Raw genomic sequence first — 20541 nt, forward strand, 5'->3', positions numbered from 1 at the left:
AATCTGATTGCAGCTTTATAACGGATTTTAGGCTCGCAGTATGACTCTTTTTTTACGAAATCCGTCACATTGAACGGCGATATTACATGTACATCCCGCCATTGACGGGCACGGTTGCGCCCGTCACGTACGCTGCGCCGTCAGAGGCCAGGAACGAAACCACCTTGGCGATTTCATCTGCCTGACCCAGGCGGCCCAGCGGAATCTGGGTCTGCAGGGCTTCGCGCTGCGCTTCTGGCAGCTCGCGGGTCATGTCGGTATCGATGAAACCCGGAGTGACCGAGTTGACGGTAATACCGCGCGAGCCCACTTCACGCGCCAGGGCGCGACTGAAGCCTTCCAGACCGGCCTTGGCCGCAGCATAGTTGGCCTGCCCAGCGTTACCCATGGCGCCGACCACCGAGCCGATGCTGATGATACGGCCCCAGCGCGCCTTGGTCATGCCGCGCAACACGCCCTTGGACAGACGGTAGAGGCTGTTCAGGTTGGTATCGATGACATCGAACCACTCGTCGTCCTTCATGCGCAGCATCAGGTTGTCACGCGTGATACCCGCATTGTTCACCAGAACGGTCGGCGCACCGAACTGCTCGCCGATGGCCGACAGTACCGAATCAACCGATTCGGCGCTGGTCACGTTCAGCTCCATGCCGGTACCGGCAATACCATGTTCCTTCAGGGTCGCGGCAATACGCTCGGCACCCGAGGCCGAGGTCGCAGTACCGATGACGGTGGCGCCTTGGCGACCCAGTTCCAGGGCGATGGCCTGGCCAATGCCACGGCTGGCGCCAGTGACCAGTGCAACTTTACCTTGCAGGCTCATGCAAGCTTCTCCAAATCAGGCCAGTGCCGCACGCGTGGCGGCAACGGCGTCAGGGGTGTTGAGGTTGTAGGTGGTTACGCCATCGGCGCAGCGCTTGTTGAGGCCAGCCAGGACCTTGCCCGGACCGCACTCGACCAGGTGCACCGCACCGTTGGCAGCCAGCGCCTGGACGCACTCGACCCAGCGCACGGGCTGGTACAGCTGGGCCAGCAGATCACGCTTCAGCGCCTCCAGATCGGGTGCGATGGCAGCTGTCACATTCTGCACAACCGGAATCTGTGGCGCCTGCCACTCGATGGCATTGACCGCAGCGGCAAATCGTTCGGCCGCAGGTTTCATCAGCGCGCAGTGCGACGGTACGCTGACTGCCAGCGGCAAGGCGCGCTTGGCGCCTTTTGCCTTGCACAGCTCCATGGCCCGGTCCACGGCGGCCTTGTTACCGGCGATCACCACTTGGCCCGGCGAATTGAAATTGACCGCGCTGACGACTTCGTCTTCAGCCGCTTCGGTGCAAATCTGTACCACGACGGCGTCGTCCAGCCCCAGGATTGCGGCCATGGCACCGTGCCCGGCAGGCACGGCTTCCTGCATCAACTGGCCGCGGCGCTCGACCAGGCGAACGGCGTCCTTGAGGCTAATGCTGCCCGCTGCGACCAGGGCACTGTACTCACCCAGGCTATGACCCGAGACGAATGCAGGCTTGGCGCCGCCCTCCTCAAGCCACAGGCGCCATAGCGCAATGGAGGCGGTCAGAATGGCCGGCTGCGTTTTATCGGTCTGATCGAGTTGCTCTTGCGGACCTTCCTGAACCAGTTTCCAAAGGTCGTAACCCAGCGCCTCGGAAGCTTCCTTGAAGGTCTCGATGATCACCGGCTTCTGCGCGCCGAGCTCGGCGAGCATGCCCAGCGACTGGGAACCTTGACCTGGAAAGACGAATGCGAGAGATGCAGACATTGAACAAGCCCTTATGATCTTGTCGTCGGATAGAGGCGCCTGGCGCATGCCGGGCGCAGAATCTGAACATTTGGATGAAGACCGAAACCGTGCGGTCACATTTAAGCATTTCGTCGGCAAGACCGCTAAGCGCGGGCTCGCATCACACTACGTGAGCAAATCCTCCAGGCGACCATGGAGGCGCTTTGGCAGATTCTCCTGAATTTCGATCAGGGCGCGCTGGATTGCACTCTGAAAACCCTCCACGCCTGCCGCGCCGTGGCTTTTGACGACGATGCCCTGCAACCCCAGAAAGCTGGCACCGTTGTGCCGTGCCGGGGCCAGATCAGCCTGCACACGTTTGAGCAGCGGCATGGCCACAGCGCCCGCCAGGCGCGACAACAGTCCGCGCCTGAAGGCCTGCTCGATACGCTGCGCAATCATGGTGGCCAACCCTTCGCTGGACTTGAGCAGGATATTGCCAACGAAACCGTCGCAGACCACCACGTCCGCTGCCCCTTCGTACAAGCCGTCACCTTCGATGAAACCGACGTAATTGAGGCCGCGAGCCCCTTGCAACAGGTTTGCCGCCAGCCTGACCTGCTGATTACCCTTTATGTCTTCGGTGCCCACGTTCAGCAGTGCCACTCGCGGGCGCTGCACGCCCAGCGACTGCGCCGCCACCGACCCCATCACCGCAAACTGGTAAAGCTGCTCGGCCGTGCAGTCGACATTGGCGCCAAGGTCAAGCAGCTGGCAGTAGCCGGTGCGTGTCGGGATGGCGGCTACCATGGCTGGACGATCGATGCCTGGCAGCGTCTTGAGCACGCCACGAGACAGCGCCATCAGGGCCCCGGTATTACCGGCGCTGACACAGGCCTGGGCCTTGCCGTCACGCACCAGCTCCAAGGCAACACGCATGGATGAATCCGGTTTGCCGCGCAATGCCTGTGAAGGCCGCTCGTCCATACCGATCACTTCTGCGGCACCGAGAATGTGCAGGCGCGCGCGATCGGCAGCTGAATAGCCGCTGACAAGTTCTTCCAAGAGGGAGGGTTGACCGACGAGGGTCAGGTGAAGCGAGGGGGTAGCCGACAGGCAGGCGATGCTAGCCTGGACAATGCTGCGGGGACCGAAGTCCCCGCCCATTGCGTCGATCGCGATGATCTGAGCGGACAAGGATTACTCGTCAGCGCCCTTATCGATCACTTTGCGACCACGGTATACGCCTTCTGGCGAAACGTGGTGGCGCAGGTGCACTTCGCCGGTGGACTTCTCTACCGACAGCGCGTTTTCCGACAGGGCATCGTGCGAACGACGCATGTCACGGGCAGAGCGGGATTTTTTGTTCTGCTGAACAGCCATAATTGATTAACTCCTAAACGTTTGGGTCACGCTTTAACTGCGCCAAAACACTGAACGGGTTGGACCGCGATACCTCGTCCTTGCTCGAGTCGGGCTCGTCTGCGCCCGCCGGCTGCTGGCATTCTTCCGGATGATGAGCAGGCACGATGGGCAAGGCGAGCAACAGCTCTTCCTCGATCAGCGCCTGCAGATCCAATGGATCTTCGCCCAGTTCCAGCACGTCATAGCCTTTCGGCAACGACTGGGTATTCGCACCCTCCTTCACCACGGCGTAGGTACACTCGCTGTGGATCGGCAGGGTGACCAGCTCAAGACAACGCTGGCAAACCATCTTGACCTCGACATCCAGCTCGCTGTGGATAACCACAGTGTGCTGTTCGTCTCGTTCAAAATCGAACTTCGCCTGCACCGTACCGACATTGTCGGAAAGCGGGTCGCAGAGTCTTTCCAAATCAGCGAGTGGTAGCGAACCGCTAAGGGTTACGCCACGATCAGCCAATTTGCGCGGGTCAACGTGAGGTGGAATCGGGTCATTCAACATAGGCGCAGCATTCTAGGGATGCCCCCCGTCCCTGTCAAAGGAATTTGGTGGCATCGTGCGTGATAGGATGGGTTCAACCGAATCAGGAGCTTACCATGCTTGCACTGTTACTGGCGTCCAGTTCCCTTTATCGCCGCGAACTGCTTGCGCGCCTGCGCCTTCCGTTTACCTGGGCAAGCCCTGACATAGACGAGACGCGCCAGCCGCAAGAGCCTGCAATCGACCTGGTCCAGCGCCTGGCCATGCAAAAAGCCCAAGCCCTTGCGGGCAGCCACCCAAACCACCTGATCATCGGCTCGGATCAGGTCGCGGTGCTAGGCGAGCACATTCTGGGCAAGCCCCACACGGTCGAGCGAGCCTGCGAACAGCTGCTCGCCTGCAGTGGCCAGCAGGTAACGTTCCTTACCGCACTGGCGCTGCTCAACAGCGCCACCGGGCAGTGCCAGGTGGACTGCGTGCCGTTCACCGTGAAGCTGCGGACGCTGGACCGAGAGCGTATCGAACGCTACGTGGCAGCGGAAATGCCCCTCGATTGCGCCGGTAGTTTCAAGGCCGAAGGGCTTGGCGTGAGTTTGTTCGAAAGCACCGAGGGGTGCGATGCGACCAGCCTGGTGGGGCTCCCACTGATACGGCTCGTCGACATGCTGGCCCTGGAGGGAGTGCGCGTACCATAGCCAAACCGGGGGTCGTGCACCGATCCCCTAGAGGCGACTGGGCTTAACGCAATTGCGGGCCCTGGAAACCCATCCACATGGCCAGGCGCTCTGCCACGCTGGCGCCCATGCGCTTGGAGAAACGATCCAGTGGCGATTCCTGCACGGTGAAATCCACCAGATCCTTTTCGCCCACCACCTCACGCGCCACATAGCTGGCACTGCCCAGGCCATCGATCAGGCCAAGCGCCTTGGCCTGCTCGCCGGACCAGACCAGGCCGCTGAACAGCTCCGGGTGATCCTTGTCCTTGAGTCGCTCGCCCCGCCCCTGCTTGACCATGGCGATGAACTGGTTGTGGGTGGTGTCCAGCACGCCCTGCCAGAACTGAGTCTCCTCAGGTTTCTGCGGTGAGAAGGGATCGAGAAACGCCTTGTGCTCACCGGACGTGTAGAGCCGGCGCTCCACGCCAAGCTTGTCCATGGCGCCAACGAAACCATAGCCCGCAGCCGTCACGCCAATCGACCCGACCAGACTGGCCTTGTCGGCATAGATCTCATCGGCGGCACTGGCGATGTAATAGGCTCCCGACGCACCCAGGTCGGTGATGACGGCGTACAGCTTGATGCCAGGGTGCTCGGCACGCAGGCGGCGAATCTCGTCATACACATAGCCTGCCTGCACGGGGCTGCCGCCCGGGCTGTTGATGCGCAGGACCACCGCCTTGGTCTTGCTGTCCTTGAAGGCATCGCGCAGGCCCTTGACGATGTTGTCGGCACTGGCAGCCTCCTGGTCGGCGATGACCCCGCGTACCTCCACCAAGGCTGTATGACTGGCACCGCCCGAGGCAGCCTTGTCCATGTCGGCCCAGGGCAGGAACAGCGCCAGGATGCCGAAGAGATAGATGAACGTCAGCAGCTTGAAAAAGATACCCCAGCGTCGCGACCGGCGCTGTTCCTGGATCCCCGCCAGCAAGGTCTTTTCCAGCAGCTTCCAACTTTTGCGCTCCTCGCGCTCCTCGGGCTCGGCCTCGGGGGCCTTCCATTCGCCTGCCATGCTCACCTACCTCGAAAATGAACCTGCGGAACCGGACAGCCACTCGCGCAGCTGGCCAAAGTGATCGATACAAACCTGCGGCCCGAACTCGGCCAGCGCCTGGAGCGACATTGCGCCATAACCCACGGCGACGCAGTGCATCCCCGCGTTACTGGCCATCTGCAGATCGAACGCAGAATCTCCGACCATCAGCGCATGACCCGGTTCGACGCCGCAATGGTCGAGTATTTGTTCGAGCATCAGTGGGTGGGGCTTGCCGCGCGTCTCATCGGCCGCACGCGTGATATCGAAAAACCGCTCAAGGCCGTTGGCCTTGAGCACCCTGTCAAGACCGCGGCGCGCCTTGCCGGTAGCCACCGCCATTCGATAGCCCTCGGCGCGAAAGGCCGCCAGCGATTCGACGACGCCGTCGAACAGCGGCGAAGGCTGTTGATCGAGCGCCGTGTAGACATCGGCATAGTGCTGACGAAAGCGCTCTACCTGCTCAGGTGTCAGACGCGGATAAAGGGTGTGGATCGCCTCGGCCAGCGACAGCCCGATGATCCCCTTGATGGCCTGTTCCTGACTGGGCGCGTGGCCGGCGCGCTCGGCAGCAACCTGCATGGCCTCGACGATGCGCCCGACGGAGTCGGCCAAGGTGCCGTCCCAGTCGAAGATCAGCAGCGCGTAGTCACGGCGCACTCAAACGCTCCACGGTCTTGGCCCACATTTCATCCACGGGCGCCTCCAACTTGAGCTCCCCACCATCCGGAAGCGGCACCGTCAGCGCATACGCGTGCAGGAAAAGACGCTTGCCGCCCAGCTCGCGGATTTCGCGACTGAAATCTTCGTCGCCATACTTGCTGTCGCCTGCGATCATGTGCCCGGCATGCAGGGCATGCACGCGAATCTGGTGGGTACGGCCCGTGATCGGGCGCGCCTCCACGAGGGTGGCGAAGTCGCCGAAGCGGCGCAGCACACGGAACAGGGTCAGCGCCTCCTTGCCTTCGTCGTTGACTTCGACCATGCGCTCGCCTGAGCGCAGGTTGCTCTTGAGCAGCGGTGCATTGACTTGCTTCTTCGCGGTTGGCCAGTGACCGCGCACCAGGGCCATGTAGCGTTTGTCCACGCCATCCCCGCGCAGCGCAGCATGCAGATGGCGCAGCATGCTGCGCTTCTTGGCGATCATCAGCAGGCCCGAGGTGTCCCGGTCCAGGCGATGCACCAGCTCCAGCTCCTTGGCATCAGGGCGCAACTGACGCAGCGCCTCGATCACCCCAAAACTCAGCCCGCTACCGCCATGCACGGCGATCCCGGCAGGCTTGTTCATCACGATCAACGCCTTGTCTTCGTGAACGATGGCGGCTTCGAGCCGCTGCAGCAGCCCCTGAGCCACCGGCGCCGGCTCGTCGCGCTCAGGCAGTCGCACGGGCGGCACCCGCACGATGTCGCCCGCCTGGATCTTGTACTCGGGCTTGACCCGACCTTTGTTCACTCGCACCTCGCCCTTGCGCAGGATGCGATAGACCAAGGTCTTGGGCACACCCTTGAGGGCTGTGATGAGAAAGTTGTCGATACGCTGGCCGGCAAGTTCCGGCGCGACTTCAATCAGCTGGACGCCGGAAGTCGGAGAGGTATTGGTTGTCATGGCGCAATCATACAATTTTTATGGAATTGAAGCACTTAATCATTGCTGCTATAGTCGCGAACGCCGCCATAAGCGGCAGGCCAGTGGAATCAGGCTGTGCGCCAGTCACTGACCTACGCAATTCTCCAGGACGCGAGGCCGTCCTACGGGGGTTCGCCAGTTTACCGAATTGCCTGGAATCGCCACCAGCGCCGTGTAGAGAAGACCGAAAATAAACGACAAGTGCGGTGTCAAACCTGCTTACACGCTTCTTTTCGCAGTACCTCTGCCCGCCCGTCGCTTCCACGCAACCCATGGCGAATGCCTCGGAAATACCTGCCTTGGACATGAATGGCGCCAGCGCAGAATCGCGCTGGCGAAAAATGCAACCCGTTGCGGATTCAGCGCGCGGCAGCACCCGAATTATCAGGGATACGTGCAGGGTGGAGATGCACAGCCCTCGGACCGTGTAGCACCGCGTCCGGCCACCAGCCCCATCATACGGCTGGCGAGCGGATAAGGTCCTGAACAGATGCCCCTGGGCGTCCACGGCTGAAGGTTGATTCCTCCTCCTGACTGAGTGCACCAGGCCCGCTTGGTTGATTCGGATAACAATTCGAAGCCTCCGGGGCCTTGTTGGCACCGCAGCAAAACAGGACGCGTCGTCGCGACAACGGCAGGCTGGGCAACCGGCTGGTGCCGAACGTCGCTCGACACGGGGGTGGTTAACCACCCTTTGCGCACCTTGGCACCGACCATGAGACGTCGTGTGTGCCGAACGCCGTTTCCGGCAGCCCGGAAACCGACGGTACAACATGAAAAGAATGCTGATTAACGCCACTCAACCCGAAGAGTTGCGCGTAGCCCTGGTGGACGGCCAACGCCTCTACGACCTGGACATCGAGTCCGGTGCACGTGAGCAGAAAAAGGCCAACATCTACAAAGGCAAGATCACTCGCATCGAACCTAGCCTCGAAGCCGCCTTCGTCGACTTCGGTTCCGAACGTCACGGCTTCCTGCCGCTGAAAGAAATCTCCCGCGAATACTTCAAGAAGGCCCCTGAAGGCCGCGTCAACATCAAGGAAGTGCTCAGCGAAGGCCAGGAAGTCATCGTCCAGGTCGAGAAGGAAGAGCGCGGCAACAAAGGCGCCGCCCTCACCACCTTCATCAGCCTGGCCGGCCGCTACCTGGTGTTGATGCCCAACAACCCACGCGCCGGCGGCATTTCCCGTCGCATCGAAGGTGAAGAGCGCAACGAGTTGCGCGAAGCGCTCAATGGCCTGACCGTACCAGGCGACATGGGCCTGATCGTTCGCACCGCCGGCCTTGGCCGCAGCAGCGAAGAGATGCAGTGGGACCTGGACTACCTGCTGCAACTGTGGACCGCCATCAAGGAAGCCTCACTGGACCGCGCCGCGCCGTTCCTGATCTATCAGGAAAGCAATGTCATCATCCGCGCCATCCGCGACTACCTGCGCCAGGACATCGGCGAAGTGCTGATCGACAGCATCGATGCCCAGGAAGAAGCCCTGACCTTCATTCGCCAGGTCATGCCGCAGTACGCCAGCAAGGTCAAACTGTACGAAGACAGCGTCCCGCTGTTCAACCGCTTCCAGATCGAGAGCCAGATCGAAACCGCGTTCCAGCGCGTGGTCGAGCTGCCATCAGGCGGTTCGATCGTGATCGATCCGACCGAGGCGCTGGTGTCCATCGACATCAACTCGGCACGCGCCACCAAGGGCAGCGACATCGAGGAAACCGCGCTGCAGACCAACCTGGAAGCGGCCGAGGAAATCGCCCGCCAGCTGCGCCTGCGTGACATCGGCGGCCTGATCGTGATCGACTTCATCGACATGACCCCTGCCAAGAACCAGCGCGCCGTGGAAGAGCGCGTGCGTGAATGCCTCGAGGCCGACCGCGCTCGCGTGCAGGTTGGCCGCATCTCGCGCTTCGGCCTGCTGGAAATGTCCCGTCAACGCCTGCGTCCGTCGCTGGGCGAAAGCAGCGGCATCGTCTGCCCGCGCTGCTCGGGCACCGGCATCATCCGTGACGTGGAATCGCTGTCGCTGGCTATCCTGCGCCTGATCGAAGAAGAGGCCCTGAAGGATCGCACTGCCGAAGTCCGTGCCCAGGTGCCGATCCCGGTGGCCGCCTTCCTGCTCAACGAGAAGCGCAATTCCATCACCAAGATCGAGCTGCGTACCCGTGCACGCATCATCATCTTGCCGAACGATCACCTGGAAACCCCACACTTCGAAGTCCAGCGCCTGCGCGACGACAACCCTGAAGTACTGAACAACCAGTCCAGCTACGAAATCGCCGCCAGCGAGACCGAAGAAGCGCCACAGCCGACCGCCACCCGCACCCTGGTTCGCCAGGAAGCCGCTGTGAAAACCGCCCCGGCCCGTGCGAACGCACCTGTGCCTGCCACCGAGCAGCCACAACCTGCGCCAGCCGCCGCCCCTGCCCCAAGCGCCCCGGAGCCCAGCCTGTTCAAGGGCTTGGTGAAGTCGCTGGTGAGCCTGTTCGCTGGCAAGGAAGAACCTGCTGCCGCGCCTGTCGCCCCTGCCGCTGAAAAGCCGACTACCGAGCGCAGCCCGCGCAACGAGGAACGCCGTAACGGACGCCAGCAGAGCCGTAACCGTAACGGTCGTCGCGACGAAGAGCGCAAGCCGCGTGAAGAGCGTGCCGAGCGCGCCCCGCGCGAGGAACGCCAGCCACGCGAGGAGCGTGCTGCGCGTGAAGAACGTGCACCACGAGAAGAACGTGCCCCGCGCGAAGAGCGTGCACCACGCCAGTCGCGCGAGGACCGTCGCGGCAACCGTGGCGAAGAGCGCGTGCGTGAACTGCGTGAGCCGTTGGACGCTACACCGCCAGCAGAACGCGAGGAGCGTCAGCCGCGTGAAGAGCGCGTAGCCCGCGAAGAACGTGCTCCACGTGAAGATCGCGCGCCTCGCGAAGAACGTGCTCCGCGTGAAGAGCGCGCACCTCGCGAAGAACGTGCTCCGCGTGAAGAGCGCGCGCCTCGGGAAGAGCGTGCTCCGCGTGAAGAGCGCGCCCCACGTGAAGAGCGCGCACCTCGCGAAGAGCGTGCTCCGCGTGAAGATCAAGCGCCTCGTGAAGAGCGTGCAGCCCGGGAAGAACGCGCCCCGCGCCAACCTCGTGAAGAACGTCAGCCACGCACGACCGAGGAAGCAGCAGAACACGCCGCCGAGCTGGCCGAAGAGCAACTGCCGAACGAAGAGCAACTGCAGGATGAGCAGGACGGCAACGATGGCGAGCGTCCGCGCCGCCGCTCGCGTGGCCAGCGTCGCCGCAGCAACCGTCGCGAGCGCCAGCGCAACGCCAATGGTGAGTTGATCGACGGTGAAGAAGAAGGCAGCGAAGAGCAGCCTCAACAGCGCCAGGCCACCGAGCTGGGCGCAGAGCTGGCCGCAGGCGTCGCGGTGACCGCTGCGGTTGCGACCAGCAACATCAGCACCGACGCCGAGGCCCAGGCCAATCAGCAGGCCGAGCGCGCTACCGCCGAAGTCGCCGCTGTTGCCCCAACCGACAGCAGCGAAATCGCCCAACCGGTCGAGCAGGCTGACGCTGTGGCCCAAGCAGAAGCGGCCGCCGTGGCCCCGGCGGTCGAGCAGCCAGTCAGCGAGCCAGCGCCGTTTGTCGAGGCCTCGGCCGAGCCAGTGGTTGAGGTTGTCCCGCAGCCGGCAATTGAACAAGCCTCCGTTGCTGAGCCAGCCGCAGCCACCGAAACTGCAGCCGTTGAAGCCCCGGCAGACGTTCAGGCACCTGAAGCACCAGTCACTGAAGTGCCCGCGGAAGCCCCGGCCATCGAAGCCGGCGAAATCGAGCAGGCACCTTCCGTGATCGAGGTTGCCCCGGTAGCCGAACAGCCCGCCCCGGCGGTCGAGGCCCAGCCAGAGGTGGCCGAGCCAGAGGTTGTGGCCGAGCCTGAAACGGCCGCGCCTGAGCCTGAGCCAGCAGCCGCCGCAGCCGCCGTGGCAGAGCCTGCCACCGTCATGCTGTCCAACGGCCGCGCACCAAACGATCCACGTGAAGTGCGTCGCCGCAAGCGTGAGGCTGAGGCTGCCGCCAAAGCCGCCCAGGCTACCGCCGCTACCGACGCGCCAACGCCAGAGACCGCCGACGAGCCGAAAACCCATCAGGGTTGATAGCCAAGGCTGAATGAAAAAGCCCCGCCAGTGCGAACTGGCGGGGCTTTTTCTTGGCCGGGCGTTTACCCTTATGGACGGACACGGCGCCTGGACGACGCTGTAGGCAGCATCAATAAAGATTGGGCTCCATCTCAAGCTCAACCCCGAACCGCTCCAGGATGTCGGCCTGGATTCGCCGCGCCAGAGCGTGCATTTGCGCCCCGCTCGCCTGGCCATGGTTGACCAGCACCAGCGACTGCAGGCGATGCACTCCGGCATCGCCTTCGCGATAGCCCTTCCAGCCCGCCTGCTCGATCAGCCAGCCCGCTGCCAGCTTCACTTGGCCATCGGCCTGAGGGTAGGCAATGACATCTGGATGCTGCGCACGAATGCGCTCAACCACCTGCGCCGCGACTACGGGGTTCTTGAAGAAACTCCCGGCATTACCCAGCTCGGCCGGATCAGGCAATTTCTCACGACGAATACTGCAGATAGCATCACTGATGGCCTGCGCAGTGAGCACGGTGCTGCCCTGCTCGGCCAGGCGCTGACGCACCGGGCCGTAGTCCAAGCGCGCCTGCAAGGTGCGACTCAAGGCGAAACGCACACGCAGTATCAGCCAGCGACCAGGGTTACGCTTGAACAGGCTGTCACGGTAGCCGAACGCACAGTCGGTCAAGGCGAAGTCACGGACTTCACCCGTCTTGCGGTCCAGCGCGGTCAAGCCAGCGAAGACATCCTTGATCTCGACGCCATAAGCGCCCACGTTCTGCATGGGTGCAGCGCCTACTGTGCCGGGAATCAGGCTGAGGTTCTCCAACCCGCAAAACCCCTGCGCGAGCGTCCACTGCACAAACGGGTGCCAGGCCTCACCCGCCTCGGCCTCGACCACAACGTGTTCGCCATCGTCAGTGAGCACGCGACGACCCTGGGTTGCGACGTGCAGCACCAGGGCATCGACATCACGGGTCAGCAGCAGGTTGCTGCCCCCACCGATCACCAGCACCGGTACACCCTGCTGCTGCGCACCGTCCAGCGCCTGACGCACCTGCAGGTCGTCTCTGGCCTGGATGAAATAGCGCGCTTTCACGTCGATGCCAAAGGTGTTGTACGGCTTGAGCGAGACCTGCTCCTGCCAATGCTCGGTCATAACCGCCCCTTGATTTCCACGACCAGCGCTTGGCAGGCGGCTTCGATCAGGTCGAGCACCTGCTCGAAGCCGTCGGCACCGCCATAGTACGGGTCTGGCACTTCATCGAGCGCAGAACCGTAGCGGCGCAAAAACAGGTCGAGCTCACCCACTGCCGTGGACGGGCGCAGGGCACGCAGATCGCGCAGGTTGCTCTGATCCATCGCCAGGATCAGGTCGTACTCGGCGAAGTGCGCCACCTTGACCTGCTGGGCACGCTGCTTCGACAGGTCGTAGCCACGTGCCAGCGCGGCCTTGAGGGTGCGGCTATCGGGCGCCTTGCCAACGTGCCAGTCGCCCGTACCGGCCGAGGCTACCTGCACCTGATCGGCAAGCCCTGCGGCCTGCAGTTGATGACGCAGCACGCCTTCGGCGGTAGGCGAGCGGCAGATGTTGCCCAGGCACACGAACAGAACGCGCATCAGGCCTCCAGCAAGCGCCGTACGCGCTCCAGGTCTTCAGGGGTGTCCACGCCCACGGCGGGGGCCTCGATGGCATCTTCAACATGAATACGCACGCCGTGCCACAACGCACGCAGCTGCTCCAGCGCCTCGGTCTGCTCCAGCCAGCATGGGCCCCAGCCGACGAAATCATGGAGGAAACCAACCCGATAGGCATACATGCCGATATGGCGACGGTAAGGCACACCGGGTGGCAGATCCTGGCCTTTGGCAAACGCATCGCGGGCCCACGGCAGCGGCGCACGGCTAAAGCTCAGGGCCAGGCCGTTCTTGTCGCTCACCACCTTGACTGCGTTGGGGTTGAACACCGCTTGCGGTTCGTGGATCAGCTCGGCCAAGGTCGCAATACCGGCTTGCGGGTTAGCCGCCAGGTTGGCGGCCACCTGGTCGATGATCACTGGCGGAATCAGCGGCTCGTCACCCTGTACGTTGACCACGATGGCGTCGCTGGGCAGACCGAGCTGCACGGCCACCTCGGCCAGTCGGTCAGTGCCGGATTCATGGTCGACGCGGGTCATCAGCACTTCGGCGCCAAATGCCTGGCAAGCTTCGTAAATGCCGGCATCGTCGGTTGCGATGACGACACGGCTGGCGGCACTTCGGCGCGCCTGTTCCCACACGTGTTGCACCATTGGCTTGCCGGCGATGGGCAGCAGGGGCTTGCCTGGCAAGCGCGTGGAGCGCAGGCGGGCTGGAATGACGACAGTGAAATCCAGGCTCATTTGTCCAGGCGCTCATCATCGGTCAGGGTACGTGCCTCGCTTTCCAGCATGACCGGGATACCGTCGCGAATGGGATAGGCAAGGCCGGCGCCCTTGCTGATCAGCTCGGTCTTGTCGGCGCTGAGCTTGAGCGGGCCCTTGGTGATTGGGCAGGCCAGGATATCGAGCAGTTTGGTGTCCATAAAAGGCTTCCTTTGGCCAGATGGCCGACATTGAAAACGGGATCAGGGCTTGGGTAGCAAACGTTGCAACTGCAGGTCGAACCAAGTGCCAAATGCCGGCGTGGGTTGGGCTTCCACAGCCAGGTACCACCAGTTCTCGGCCGCGAAAGAGCGGCACTTCACCGCATCCTTCTCGGTCATGACCAGCGGCAGTGGCGGTGTGAAGGCAAGGTTCTGGGCACTGAATTGTGCGTGGTCGGCAAAGGGGTGCGGCAGCGGCTGCCAGCCTAGCCCTTGCAAAGTATTGAAGAAACGCTGCGGATTACCGATGCCGGCCACTGCATGCAGGCGCTGGCCGGCGGAAAAATGGTCGAGTGCCCGGCGCTCGCCCGTGCGCAGGTTGACCAATGCGCTGGGCTGCAGGCGAAAACCAAAGCCTTCGGCAGTGTCTTGCTCCGCGCCATTGAACAGGATCGCGTCGGCCGCCTTCAGGCGCTCGACAGGCTCGCGCAAGGGGCCGGCCGGCAGGCATCGGCGGTTGCCCAGGCCGCGAGCGGCGTCGATCAAGACCAATTCCAGGTCTCGCGCCAGGCGGTAGTGCTGCATGCCGTCGTCACACAGGATCAGGTCCAGGTTTTCGCTGGCCAGCAGGGCCTGCACCGCACGGGCGCGGTCCGGGTCGATCATCAGCGGCACACCGGTACGCTGCACGATCAGCAGCGGCTCGTCGCCCGCCTGCTCGGCAGCCTGATCGGCCGTGACCCGCCAAGGCAACTGCGGCGGCTTGGCGCCATAGCCACGGCTGACCACCCCTACCCTCAAGCGCCGCTGGCGGCAGTGCTCGATCAGCCAGAGAATCATGGGGGTCTTGCCCGTACCGCCGACGGTGATGTTTCCCACCACGATGACGGGCACCGGGGCGCGGTAGCTGGCCCGCTGGTCGTTGAGAAAACGCCTGCGCTTGCGTTTGACCACCCAGCGGTACAGCGCTTCCAGCGGACGCAGCAACGCCAGTGCAGGATGGCCGGTGTACCAGGCAGCAAGCAGGCGATCGGCTAGTGTCATCAGGGTGTGCTCTGGGCCGCCTCGACGGTGGTCATGCGCAACTGGCTGAAGCCGAGCTTGCCGGCGGCATCCATTGCGGTGACCACAGCCTGGTGCGGGGTCTTGCCGTCGGCACTGATGGCCAGGGGCAGTGTGTTGTCGCCACCTGATTCACGCTCGATGGCCTCGCTGAGGGTGGCCAGGTCGCTCTTGGGCAGCAGGTGGTTATTCACTGAATACACCCCTTCGGCACTGATGGTGATCTCTACCAACTTGCCCTCATCGCCCGGTGCCCGCTCGGCGCTGGCCGCTTCGGGCAACTGGACGCGCAGCTGGGTTTCGCGAGTGAACGTGGTGGTGACCACGAAGAACAGCAACAACACGAACACCACGTCGATCAACGACGCGAGGTTGATGTCGATGTTCTCGCGCTGGCGATTGCGCCGAAACTTCACGCCTTGCCTCCCGCCACTTCCACCTCGCGGTCCCCCTGAATCACTTCCACCAGTTTGATCGCCTCCTGCTCCATGCCCACCACCAGCTCATCGATGCGGCGCAGCAGGAAGCGGTGGAAGAACACCGCCGGGATACCGACCATCAGCCCGGCTGCGGTGGTTACCAGGGCCTTTGAAATACCGCCCGCCAGCACCGAGGCGTTGGCGGCCATCTGCGACCCCATGAACGCGCTGAAGATGTCGATCATGCCCAGCACGGTGCCCAGCAGGCCCAGCAGCGGCGCCATGGCGGCAATGGTGCCCAGCGTGCTGATGTAGCGCTCCAGCTCGTGGATGACGCGCGAGGCGGCTTCCTCGATGCACTCTTTCATGATTTCGCGACCATGACGCGAGTTGGCCAGCCCTGCCGCGAGGATCTCCCCCAGGGGCGAGTCGGCACGCAGGGCCTTGAGCTTGTCACTGGTCAGTTGCTTGTCCTTGATCCACATCCACACCTGGCCCAGCAGGTGAGGCGGACTGACGCGACTGGCGCGCAGGGTCCACAGGCGCTCGACGACGATAGCCATGGCGGCGATGGAACTCAGAATGATCGGCAGCATCATCCAACCGCCTGACTTGACCAATTCCCACACAGTAGAAGCCCTCTGGAAAAGGTCGCCACTTTACCATAGGCGCGCCAGGGGCTCATCAGCATTAACCACCCCTGGCGTCACGCCAGAACCGACGCTGGCTGCGCATACCCTCGACCTTTCCTTGCACACCGAGCACCAGATGCAACGCCCCCTCCACCGCCGTGTCGTGAAGGGTCATGCCATGCCTGCGATAGCGTTCGACCACCTGTGCATGGGGATGCCCGAAGCTGTTGTTGCGCCCGCGGGATATCAGTACCCCACGCGGGGCTGCAGCGCGGATGAAGGCTTCGCTCGACGAACTGCGGCTGCCGTGGTGAGGCGACTGCAGCCAGTCGATGCGTGGTGAGTCCATGGCAGCCAGCCACGCACGTTCGGCCCCCGCCTCCATGTCCCCGGCCAGCAGCAAACGCTCGCCCGACGCCTCGACCAGCAACACGCAGGAGCGGTCATTGCTGGTGCGCGCATCCGCCCAGCGCCACAGGGAAAAGCGCACGCCGTCCCACTCCCACTGCTCGCCACTGACGCAAGGCTGTAACTGAACCGCTTCCAGCGGCTCACCGCCAATCGCCCGCCTGATCGGCAGCCCGCGCCCGATTGCACCTGCACCGCCGGCGTGATCGGCATGGGCGTGACTGACCACCAGCAGATCCAGGCTGTCGACCCCCAACTTGCGCAAGGTGGGCAACACGACCCGTTCACCCAGATCGCTTTCACCCCTGGCTGGACCTGCGTCATACAGCAGACTGTGCTGCCGGGTACGCAGCAACACCGCCAAGCCTTGGCCCACGTCCAGCTGCCACACCTCGACTTGGCCATCCGGGACAGGCTCGCGAGGTGCCCAGAGCGCCACGAGCATCACCGCACCCAACCCACGCAGCGGCACACCCCGTGGCAGCAACAGCAGCAGTGCACCCAGGCAGACCAGCAGCCAGGCCCACAACGGCAATGCGGGAGGCACCCATGCCGGGCGCTGCTGGGCGACCAGCGCCAAGGCGCGAAACAAGATATCCAGCAGGCCGCCTGCCAGCCACAGCAAGGCCTCACCTGCGCTTCCCAAGGGCAGCAACAAGGTGCCCAATAGCGCCAGCGGCAATACCGCCAAGCTCACCCACGGCACCGCCACCAGGTTGGCCAGCGGGGCACTCAGGCTCACCGGCAAGCCCACCGCCAGCAGCACTGGGAGCAGCCCGACGGCGATGACCCACTGCGCTCGCGTCCAGGCCTGCCAGGGTTGCCAAGCCCCTAGCCGGGCACTGAAGGTGTAGATGAGCGTGGCCACGGCGCCGAATGACAACCAGAAACCTGGAAGCAGCGCTGCCAATGGCTCGAACAGCAGTACGGCAACCAGCGCAAGTAACAAGGGGTGAAACGCACCCAGATGACGAAAGCGCAGCCGCCACAGCAGCACCACGGCCAGCATCAGACAGGCGCGCTGTACTTGCACCCCTGCCCCAGCCAGCCAGCCGTAGGCCAGCGCCGCACTCATCGCCAGCGCACAGGCCCAAGGCAGCCACGGCACCCGGGCCGGCCACAGCCCCCAGCGGGCCAACCACGCGACCACGGCGTAGAGCAGACCCGCCACCAGACCGATGTGCTGGCCCGAAATCACCAGCAGGTGCACGGTGCCGGTTGCCTGTAGCACCTGCCAGTCCTCGCGTGCCAGGCCTGCCCCATCGCCAAGCACCAGCGCCACCAGCGCGGCTTGCCGACCATTGGCCTCGACAGCCAGCAGCCGCTCGCGCAGCGCATCGCGCCAGCCGGCTGGCGCGGGCGTCAGTAACTGCCCGGCTTTGACCGTTCCGCTGGCGCCGACCCGGCGTGCCAGCAACTGCGCCTCCCGGTCAGGCCCGTGGGGGTTCAAAAGCCCGCCCGGCCGCTGCAGGGTCACGGCCAGGCGCCACTGCTCGCCGGCACGCAGCGGTGGCCCGTCAAACCAGCTCAATTGCAGGCGTTGCGGCAATTCGGCACGCCGGGAATGCGCCCCCTCAAGGTCGAAGCGAACGCCTTGCGCGGTGCGCGCCGGCAGGCCGACCACGCGCCCTTCCAGCCATAACGTGCGACCCTCGAGCCCTGGCGCCAGACGATCATCCATGGCCTGCTTGGCAGACCAGCAAGCCCAGCAAAAGCCCAGCAGGAACACGCCCAGTAACCACCCGCGGGTGAACAGACTGACGACAGCGCCCGCCGCAAGCAATAACAGCCATCCGACCGATGGCAGTTGAGGCACCAGGCCGAGGCTGAGCAGACCGAGTGCAAGCGCCAACATCCCTGTGCGCATGAGGTAGAGCTCCAGAAGCTGAATCAACCTCTGAGGCATAGCCCACTTGTCGGCAATGCTTGCTCAACAATTGTCACAAACTCTGAACGAGGCCGACCGGGAATCAGGGCATACTGCCTCGGTCAACGCTCCGGGAGCCCCCATGCCGCGCCGACTATTCAAACGCTACATGCCGGACCCGAGCAGTATTCGGGAACACAAGTCCTTACGCTTTTTCGGCACGTTGCTGCATGACCCGAACCTGTGGCACCTGAACCGTCATTCGGTAGCACGAGCCATGGGCGTCGGCCTGTTCGCCGCCTTGATCCCGATGCCTGCGCAAATGCTGCTGGCCGCTGCGTTGGCCATTCCGTTGCGGGGTAACCTGCCGATCGCCGTCAGCCTGGTGTGGCTGACTAACCCGCTGACCATGCCACCGGTGTTTTTCGTGACCTACATGGTCGGTGCCTGGCTGATGCAGGTACCGCCACGCGCGCTGCCCGACACATTGACCTTCCAGTGGATCACCGACCAACTGTCGACGGTCTGGCAACCCTTCCTGCTCGGCTCAATCGTCTGCGCCGTGCTGCTGGGTATGCTCGGCTATTTCAGCACCCTGCTGTACTGGCGCTGGTGGGTGGGCCGGCAATGGCGTCGTCGCCAATGCCGGTGCAACGTTTCAGGCACGCATGCCCCGGCCACTGACCAGCAGCCGCACGCACAGCAGGTAGAGCACGGCAGTGGCCACCAGCATGAAGGTGATCGCCGTGCCAATGCTGATGTCCGACACCCCTAGAATGCCGTAGCGGAACGAATTGACCATGTGCAGCACAGGGTTGGCCAACGAGACGGTCTGCCAGAACGGTGGCAGCAGGGTGATAGAATAGAACACGCCGCCCAGGTAGGTCAGCGGGGTCAGCACGAACGTCGGGATGATCGAGATGTCGTCGAAATTGCGAGCAAACACCGCGTTGACGAAGCCTAGCAACGAGAAGATGGTCGCCGTCAACAGCACCACCACCACGGTCACCCCCAGGTGATGCACCTGCAGGTCGGTGAAGAACATCGACAGGATGGTCACGATCACACCTACCGCCAAGCCACGCAGTACTCCGCCTAGTACGTAGCCCACCAGGATGGTGTGTGGCGACACCGGCGAAACCATCAACTCCTCGATCGAGCGCTGGAACTTGCTACCGAAGAAGCTCGAGACCACGTTGCCGTAGGAGTTGGTGATCACCGACATCATGATCAGCCCCGGTACGATGTACTGCATGTAGGTGAACCCACCCATGTCGCCGATCTGCCGACCAATCAGGTTTCCGAAGATGACGAAGTACAGGACCATGGTGATCGCCGGGGGCAGCAAGGTCTGCGGCCAGATGCGCAGGAAGCGCCGTACCTCGCGATAGACGATGGTGTTCAGGGCGACCCAGTTGGTGCGCAGCTCCACACTCATACGGCCACCTTCGACAGGTTCTTTTCCACCAGTGACACGAACAGCTCCTCAAGTCGATTGGTCTTGTTGCGCAGGCTCAATACCTCGATGTTCAGCAGCGCCAACTGGCTGAACAGCGCGGTAATGCCGATGTCCTTGTCCACCTGTACTTCCAGCGTATGAGGCGTCAGCAATCGGCAAGGATACCCTTGCAGGGCCGGGGCACTGGCCAGGTCCTGCTTGAGGTCGAGCACGAAGGTTTCAACGTGCAGCTTGCCCAGCAGGTTGCGCATGCTGGTGTTCTCGACGATGGTGCCGTGGTCGATGATGCCGATGTTGCGGCACAGCTGTTCGGCCTCTTCCAGGTAATGGGTGGTGAGGATGATGGTGATGCCCTTCTCGTTGAGTTCGGTGAGAAAGCTCCACATCGAACGGCGCAGTTCAATGTCCACCCCGGCAGTGGGTTCGTCGAGAATCAGCAAGCGCGGTTCGTGGATCAGCGCGCGGGCAATCATCAAGCGGCGTTTCATGCCGCCAGAAAGCGAACGCGACGGTACATCGCGCTTGTCCCAAAGGCCCAGCTGGGTCAGGTATTGCTCGGCCCGCTCCTTGGCGATTTTTGGCGCAATGCCATAGTAGCCGGCCTGGGTCACGACAATGTCGAAACACTTCTCGAACTGGTTGAAGTTGAATTCCTGCGGCACGACGCCCAGGCAGCGCTTGAGCGCAGACGGCGCACGGTCCAGGTCGTGACCGAACACGTTGACTGTGCCGCTGGTCTTGTTCACCAGGGTAGAAAGGATGCCAATGGTGGTGGACTTGCCGGCGCCGTTGGGGCCAAGCAAGGCGAAGAAGTCGCCTTCGGCAACATCGAGGTCGATGCCATTGAGGGCTTGAAAGCCGTTGCCGTAGGTCTTGGTCAGCTGTCGGATGGACAGGGCAGAACTCATAGCGGGTCACTTACCGAAGAATAGGGTTCAGGACACGCCAGACAGGTTCACTGGCGCAGTGAGTGCGGCCAATGGTGCAAGGCTCGGCCGCACAAGTACAGTC

At 63.2% G+C, this 20541-nt stretch carries 21 protein-coding genes; 3 read left to right on the plus strand and 18 right to left on the minus strand.

The window, feature by feature from the left end; all coding sequences use genetic code 11:
* Positions 1-82 precede the first annotated feature (82 nt).
* The 5 genes from fabG to FH041_RS10785 form a co-directional block, all read right to left on the minus strand.
* Complete coding sequence (gene fabG / locus FH041_RS10765; RefSeq protein WP_027914360.1) at positions 83-823, minus strand: 3-oxoacyl-ACP reductase FabG; 741 nt, start codon at positions 821-823, stop codon at positions 83-85.
* A gap of 15 nt (positions 824-838) precedes the next feature.
* Entirely contained in the window at positions 839-1777 is a 939-nt protein-coding gene (gene fabD / locus FH041_RS10770) for an ACP S-malonyltransferase (protein WP_080992890.1), read from the minus strand.
* 147 nt (positions 1778-1924) lie between these two features.
* Positions 1925-2935, minus strand: coding sequence for a phosphate acyltransferase PlsX (plsX, locus tag FH041_RS10775; RefSeq protein WP_080992891.1), 1011 nt, complete (start codon positions 2933-2935; stop codon positions 1925-1927).
* 3 nt (positions 2936-2938) lie between these two features.
* Positions 2939-3121 (minus strand): 50S ribosomal protein L32, encoded by a 183-nt coding sequence (gene rpmF, locus FH041_RS10780; protein WP_008096416.1) that lies wholly within the window; start codon positions 3119-3121, stop codon positions 2939-2941.
* 13 nt (positions 3122-3134) lie between these two features.
* Positions 3135-3662, minus strand: coding sequence for a YceD family protein (locus tag FH041_RS10785; RefSeq protein ID WP_027914357.1), 528 nt, complete (start codon positions 3660-3662; stop codon positions 3135-3137).
* A 95-nt stretch (positions 3663-3757) separates the two neighbouring features.
* Between FH041_RS10785 and FH041_RS10790 the strand changes: the two genes are divergently transcribed.
* Positions 3758-4336: a nucleoside triphosphate pyrophosphatase gene (locus tag FH041_RS10790; RefSeq protein WP_027914356.1), complete on the plus strand. Its 579-nt coding sequence runs from the start codon at positions 3758-3760 to the stop codon at positions 4334-4336.
* Positions 4337-4379: 43 nt separating this feature from the next.
* On the opposite strand, the gene FH041_RS10795 is transcribed toward FH041_RS10790, so the two are convergent.
* The 3 genes from FH041_RS10795 to rluC are packed head-to-tail and all read right to left on the minus strand — an operon-like array spanning position 4380 to position 6996.
* A complete protein-coding gene (locus FH041_RS10795; RefSeq protein WP_049696402.1) occupies positions 4380-5369 on the minus strand; it encodes a S49 family peptidase in 990 nt (329 codons plus the stop codon).
* Between the two features lie 6 nt (positions 5370-5375).
* Entirely contained in the window at positions 5376-6050 is a 675-nt protein-coding gene (locus FH041_RS10800) for an HAD family hydrolase (protein ID WP_049696349.1), read from the minus strand.
* Positions 6040-6996 (minus strand): 23S rRNA pseudouridine(955/2504/2580) synthase RluC, encoded by a 957-nt coding sequence (gene rluC / locus FH041_RS10805; protein WP_023533098.1) that lies wholly within the window; start codon positions 6994-6996, stop codon positions 6040-6042. The genes FH041_RS10800 and rluC overlap by 11 nt, the downstream gene beginning before the upstream one ends.
* 794 nt (positions 6997-7790) lie before the next feature.
* Here rluC and rne point away from each other — a divergent pair.
* Positions 7791-11147 (plus strand): ribonuclease E, encoded by a 3357-nt coding sequence (rne, locus tag FH041_RS10815; protein ID WP_104925958.1) that lies wholly within the window; start codon positions 7791-7793, stop codon positions 11145-11147.
* Positions 11148-11259: 112 nt separating this feature from the next.
* Here rne and murB read toward each other — a convergent pair whose 3' ends face one another.
* From murB to FH041_RS10855, 8 genes are all read right to left on the minus strand, one after another.
* Entirely contained in the window at positions 11260-12279 is a 1020-nt protein-coding gene (gene murB, locus FH041_RS10820) for a UDP-N-acetylmuramate dehydrogenase (protein WP_104925957.1), read from the minus strand.
* On the minus strand, positions 12276-12740 hold the full coding sequence (locus tag FH041_RS10825) for a low molecular weight protein-tyrosine-phosphatase (protein ID WP_027914351.1): 465 nt from the start codon (positions 12738-12740) through the stop codon (positions 12276-12278). Before FH041_RS10825 ends, murB begins: the two co-directional genes overlap by 4 nt.
* Positions 12740-13501: a 3-deoxy-manno-octulosonate cytidylyltransferase gene (gene kdsB / locus FH041_RS10830; protein WP_023533083.1), complete on the minus strand. Its 762-nt coding sequence runs from the start codon at positions 13499-13501 to the stop codon at positions 12740-12742. Before kdsB ends, FH041_RS10825 begins: the two co-directional genes overlap by 1 nt.
* A complete protein-coding gene (locus FH041_RS10835; protein WP_003247142.1) occupies positions 13498-13683 on the minus strand; it encodes a Trm112 family protein in 186 nt (61 codons plus the stop codon). Before FH041_RS10835 ends, kdsB begins: the two co-directional genes overlap by 4 nt.
* Positions 13684-13725: 42 nt before the next feature.
* Positions 13726-14727: a tetraacyldisaccharide 4'-kinase gene (lpxK, locus tag FH041_RS10840; RefSeq protein ID WP_104925956.1), complete on the minus strand. Its 1002-nt coding sequence runs from the start codon at positions 14725-14727 to the stop codon at positions 13726-13728.
* Positions 14727-15161 (minus strand): biopolymer transporter ExbD, encoded by a 435-nt coding sequence (locus FH041_RS10845; RefSeq protein ID WP_028687688.1) that lies wholly within the window; start codon positions 15159-15161, stop codon positions 14727-14729. Before FH041_RS10845 ends, lpxK begins: the two co-directional genes overlap by 1 nt.
* Positions 15158-15793, minus strand: coding sequence for a MotA/TolQ/ExbB proton channel family protein (locus FH041_RS10850; RefSeq protein ID WP_104925955.1), 636 nt, complete (start codon positions 15791-15793; stop codon positions 15158-15160). The genes FH041_RS10845 and FH041_RS10850 overlap by 4 nt, the downstream gene beginning before the upstream one ends.
* A gap of 61 nt (positions 15794-15854) precedes the next feature.
* Positions 15855-18071, minus strand: coding sequence for a DNA internalization-related competence protein ComEC/Rec2 (locus FH041_RS10855; RefSeq protein WP_140174562.1), 2217 nt, complete (start codon positions 18069-18071; stop codon positions 15855-15857).
* 142 nt (positions 18072-18213) lie between these two features.
* Between FH041_RS10855 and FH041_RS10860 the strand changes: the two genes are divergently transcribed.
* Positions 18214-18846, plus strand: a complete 633-nt coding sequence (locus FH041_RS10860) for a DUF2062 domain-containing protein (RefSeq protein WP_115933573.1) — start codon at positions 18214-18216, stop codon at positions 18844-18846.
* Here the strand turns inward: FH041_RS10860 and FH041_RS10865 are convergent.
* Positions 18730-19509: an ABC transporter permease gene (locus tag FH041_RS10865; RefSeq protein WP_023533108.1), complete on the minus strand. Its 780-nt coding sequence runs from the start codon at positions 19507-19509 to the stop codon at positions 18730-18732. The genes FH041_RS10860 and FH041_RS10865 overlap by 117 nt on opposite strands.
* Positions 19506-20438 (minus strand): ABC transporter ATP-binding protein, encoded by a 933-nt coding sequence (locus FH041_RS10870; protein ID WP_027914346.1) that lies wholly within the window; start codon positions 20436-20438, stop codon positions 19506-19508. Before FH041_RS10870 ends, FH041_RS10865 begins: the two co-directional genes overlap by 4 nt.
* Positions 20439-20541: the final 103 nt, after the last annotated feature.

Source organism: Pseudomonas sp. SWI7 (assembly GCF_006351945.1).
GTDB lineage: Bacteria > Pseudomonadota > Gammaproteobacteria > Pseudomonadales > Pseudomonadaceae > Aquipseudomonas > Aquipseudomonas fulva.

Excerpts from the sequence above, each read along its gene's own strand:
- fabG (WP_027914360.1), bottom strand. The coding sequence starts at position 823 with ATGAGCCTGCAAGGTAAAGTTGCACTGGTCACTGGCGCCAGCCGTGGC.
- fabD (WP_080992890.1), bottom strand. The coding sequence starts at position 1,777 with ATGTCTGCATCTCTCGCATTCGTCTTTCCAGGTCAAGGTTCCCAGTCG.
- rpmF (WP_008096416.1), bottom strand. The coding sequence starts at position 3,121 with ATGGCTGTTCAGCAGAACAAAAAATCCCGCTCTGCCCGTGACATGCGT.
- FH041_RS10785 (WP_027914357.1), bottom strand. The coding sequence starts at position 3,662 with ATGTTGAATGACCCGATTCCACCTCACGTTGACCCGCGCAAATTGGCT.
- FH041_RS10790 (WP_027914356.1), top strand. The coding sequence starts at position 3,758 with ATGCTTGCACTGTTACTGGCGTCCAGTTCCCTTTATCGCCGCGAACTG.
- FH041_RS10795 (WP_049696402.1), bottom strand. The coding sequence starts at position 5,369 with ATGGCAGGCGAATGGAAGGCCCCCGAGGCCGAGCCCGAGGAGCGCGAG.
- rluC (WP_023533098.1), bottom strand. The coding sequence starts at position 6,996 with ATGACAACCAATACCTCTCCGACTTCCGGCGTCCAGCTGATTGAAGTC.
- rne (WP_104925958.1), top strand. The coding sequence starts at position 7,791 with ATGAAAAGAATGCTGATTAACGCCACTCAACCCGAAGAGTTGCGCGTA.
- murB (WP_104925957.1), bottom strand. The coding sequence starts at position 12,279 with ATGACCGAGCATTGGCAGGAGCAGGTCTCGCTCAAGCCGTACAACACC.
- FH041_RS10825 (WP_027914351.1), bottom strand. The coding sequence starts at position 12,740 with ATGCGCGTTCTGTTCGTGTGCCTGGGCAACATCTGCCGCTCGCCTACC.
- kdsB (WP_023533083.1), bottom strand. The coding sequence starts at position 13,501 with ATGAGCCTGGATTTCACTGTCGTCATTCCAGCCCGCCTGCGCTCCACG.
- FH041_RS10835 (WP_003247142.1), bottom strand. The coding sequence starts at position 13,683 with ATGGACACCAAACTGCTCGATATCCTGGCCTGCCCAATCACCAAGGGC.
- lpxK (WP_104925956.1), bottom strand. The coding sequence starts at position 14,727 with ATGACACTAGCCGATCGCCTGCTTGCTGCCTGGTACACCGGCCATCCT.
- FH041_RS10855 (WP_140174562.1), bottom strand. The coding sequence starts at position 18,071 with ATGCGCACAGGGATGTTGGCGCTTGCACTCGGTCTGCTCAGCCTCGGC.
- FH041_RS10860 (WP_115933573.1), top strand. The coding sequence starts at position 18,214 with ATGCCGCGCCGACTATTCAAACGCTACATGCCGGACCCGAGCAGTATT.
- FH041_RS10865 (WP_023533108.1), bottom strand. The coding sequence starts at position 19,509 with ATGAGTGTGGAGCTGCGCACCAACTGGGTCGCCCTGAACACCATCGTC.
- FH041_RS10870 (WP_027914346.1), bottom strand. The coding sequence starts at position 20,438 with ATGAGTTCTGCCCTGTCCATCCGACAGCTGACCAAGACCTACGGCAAC.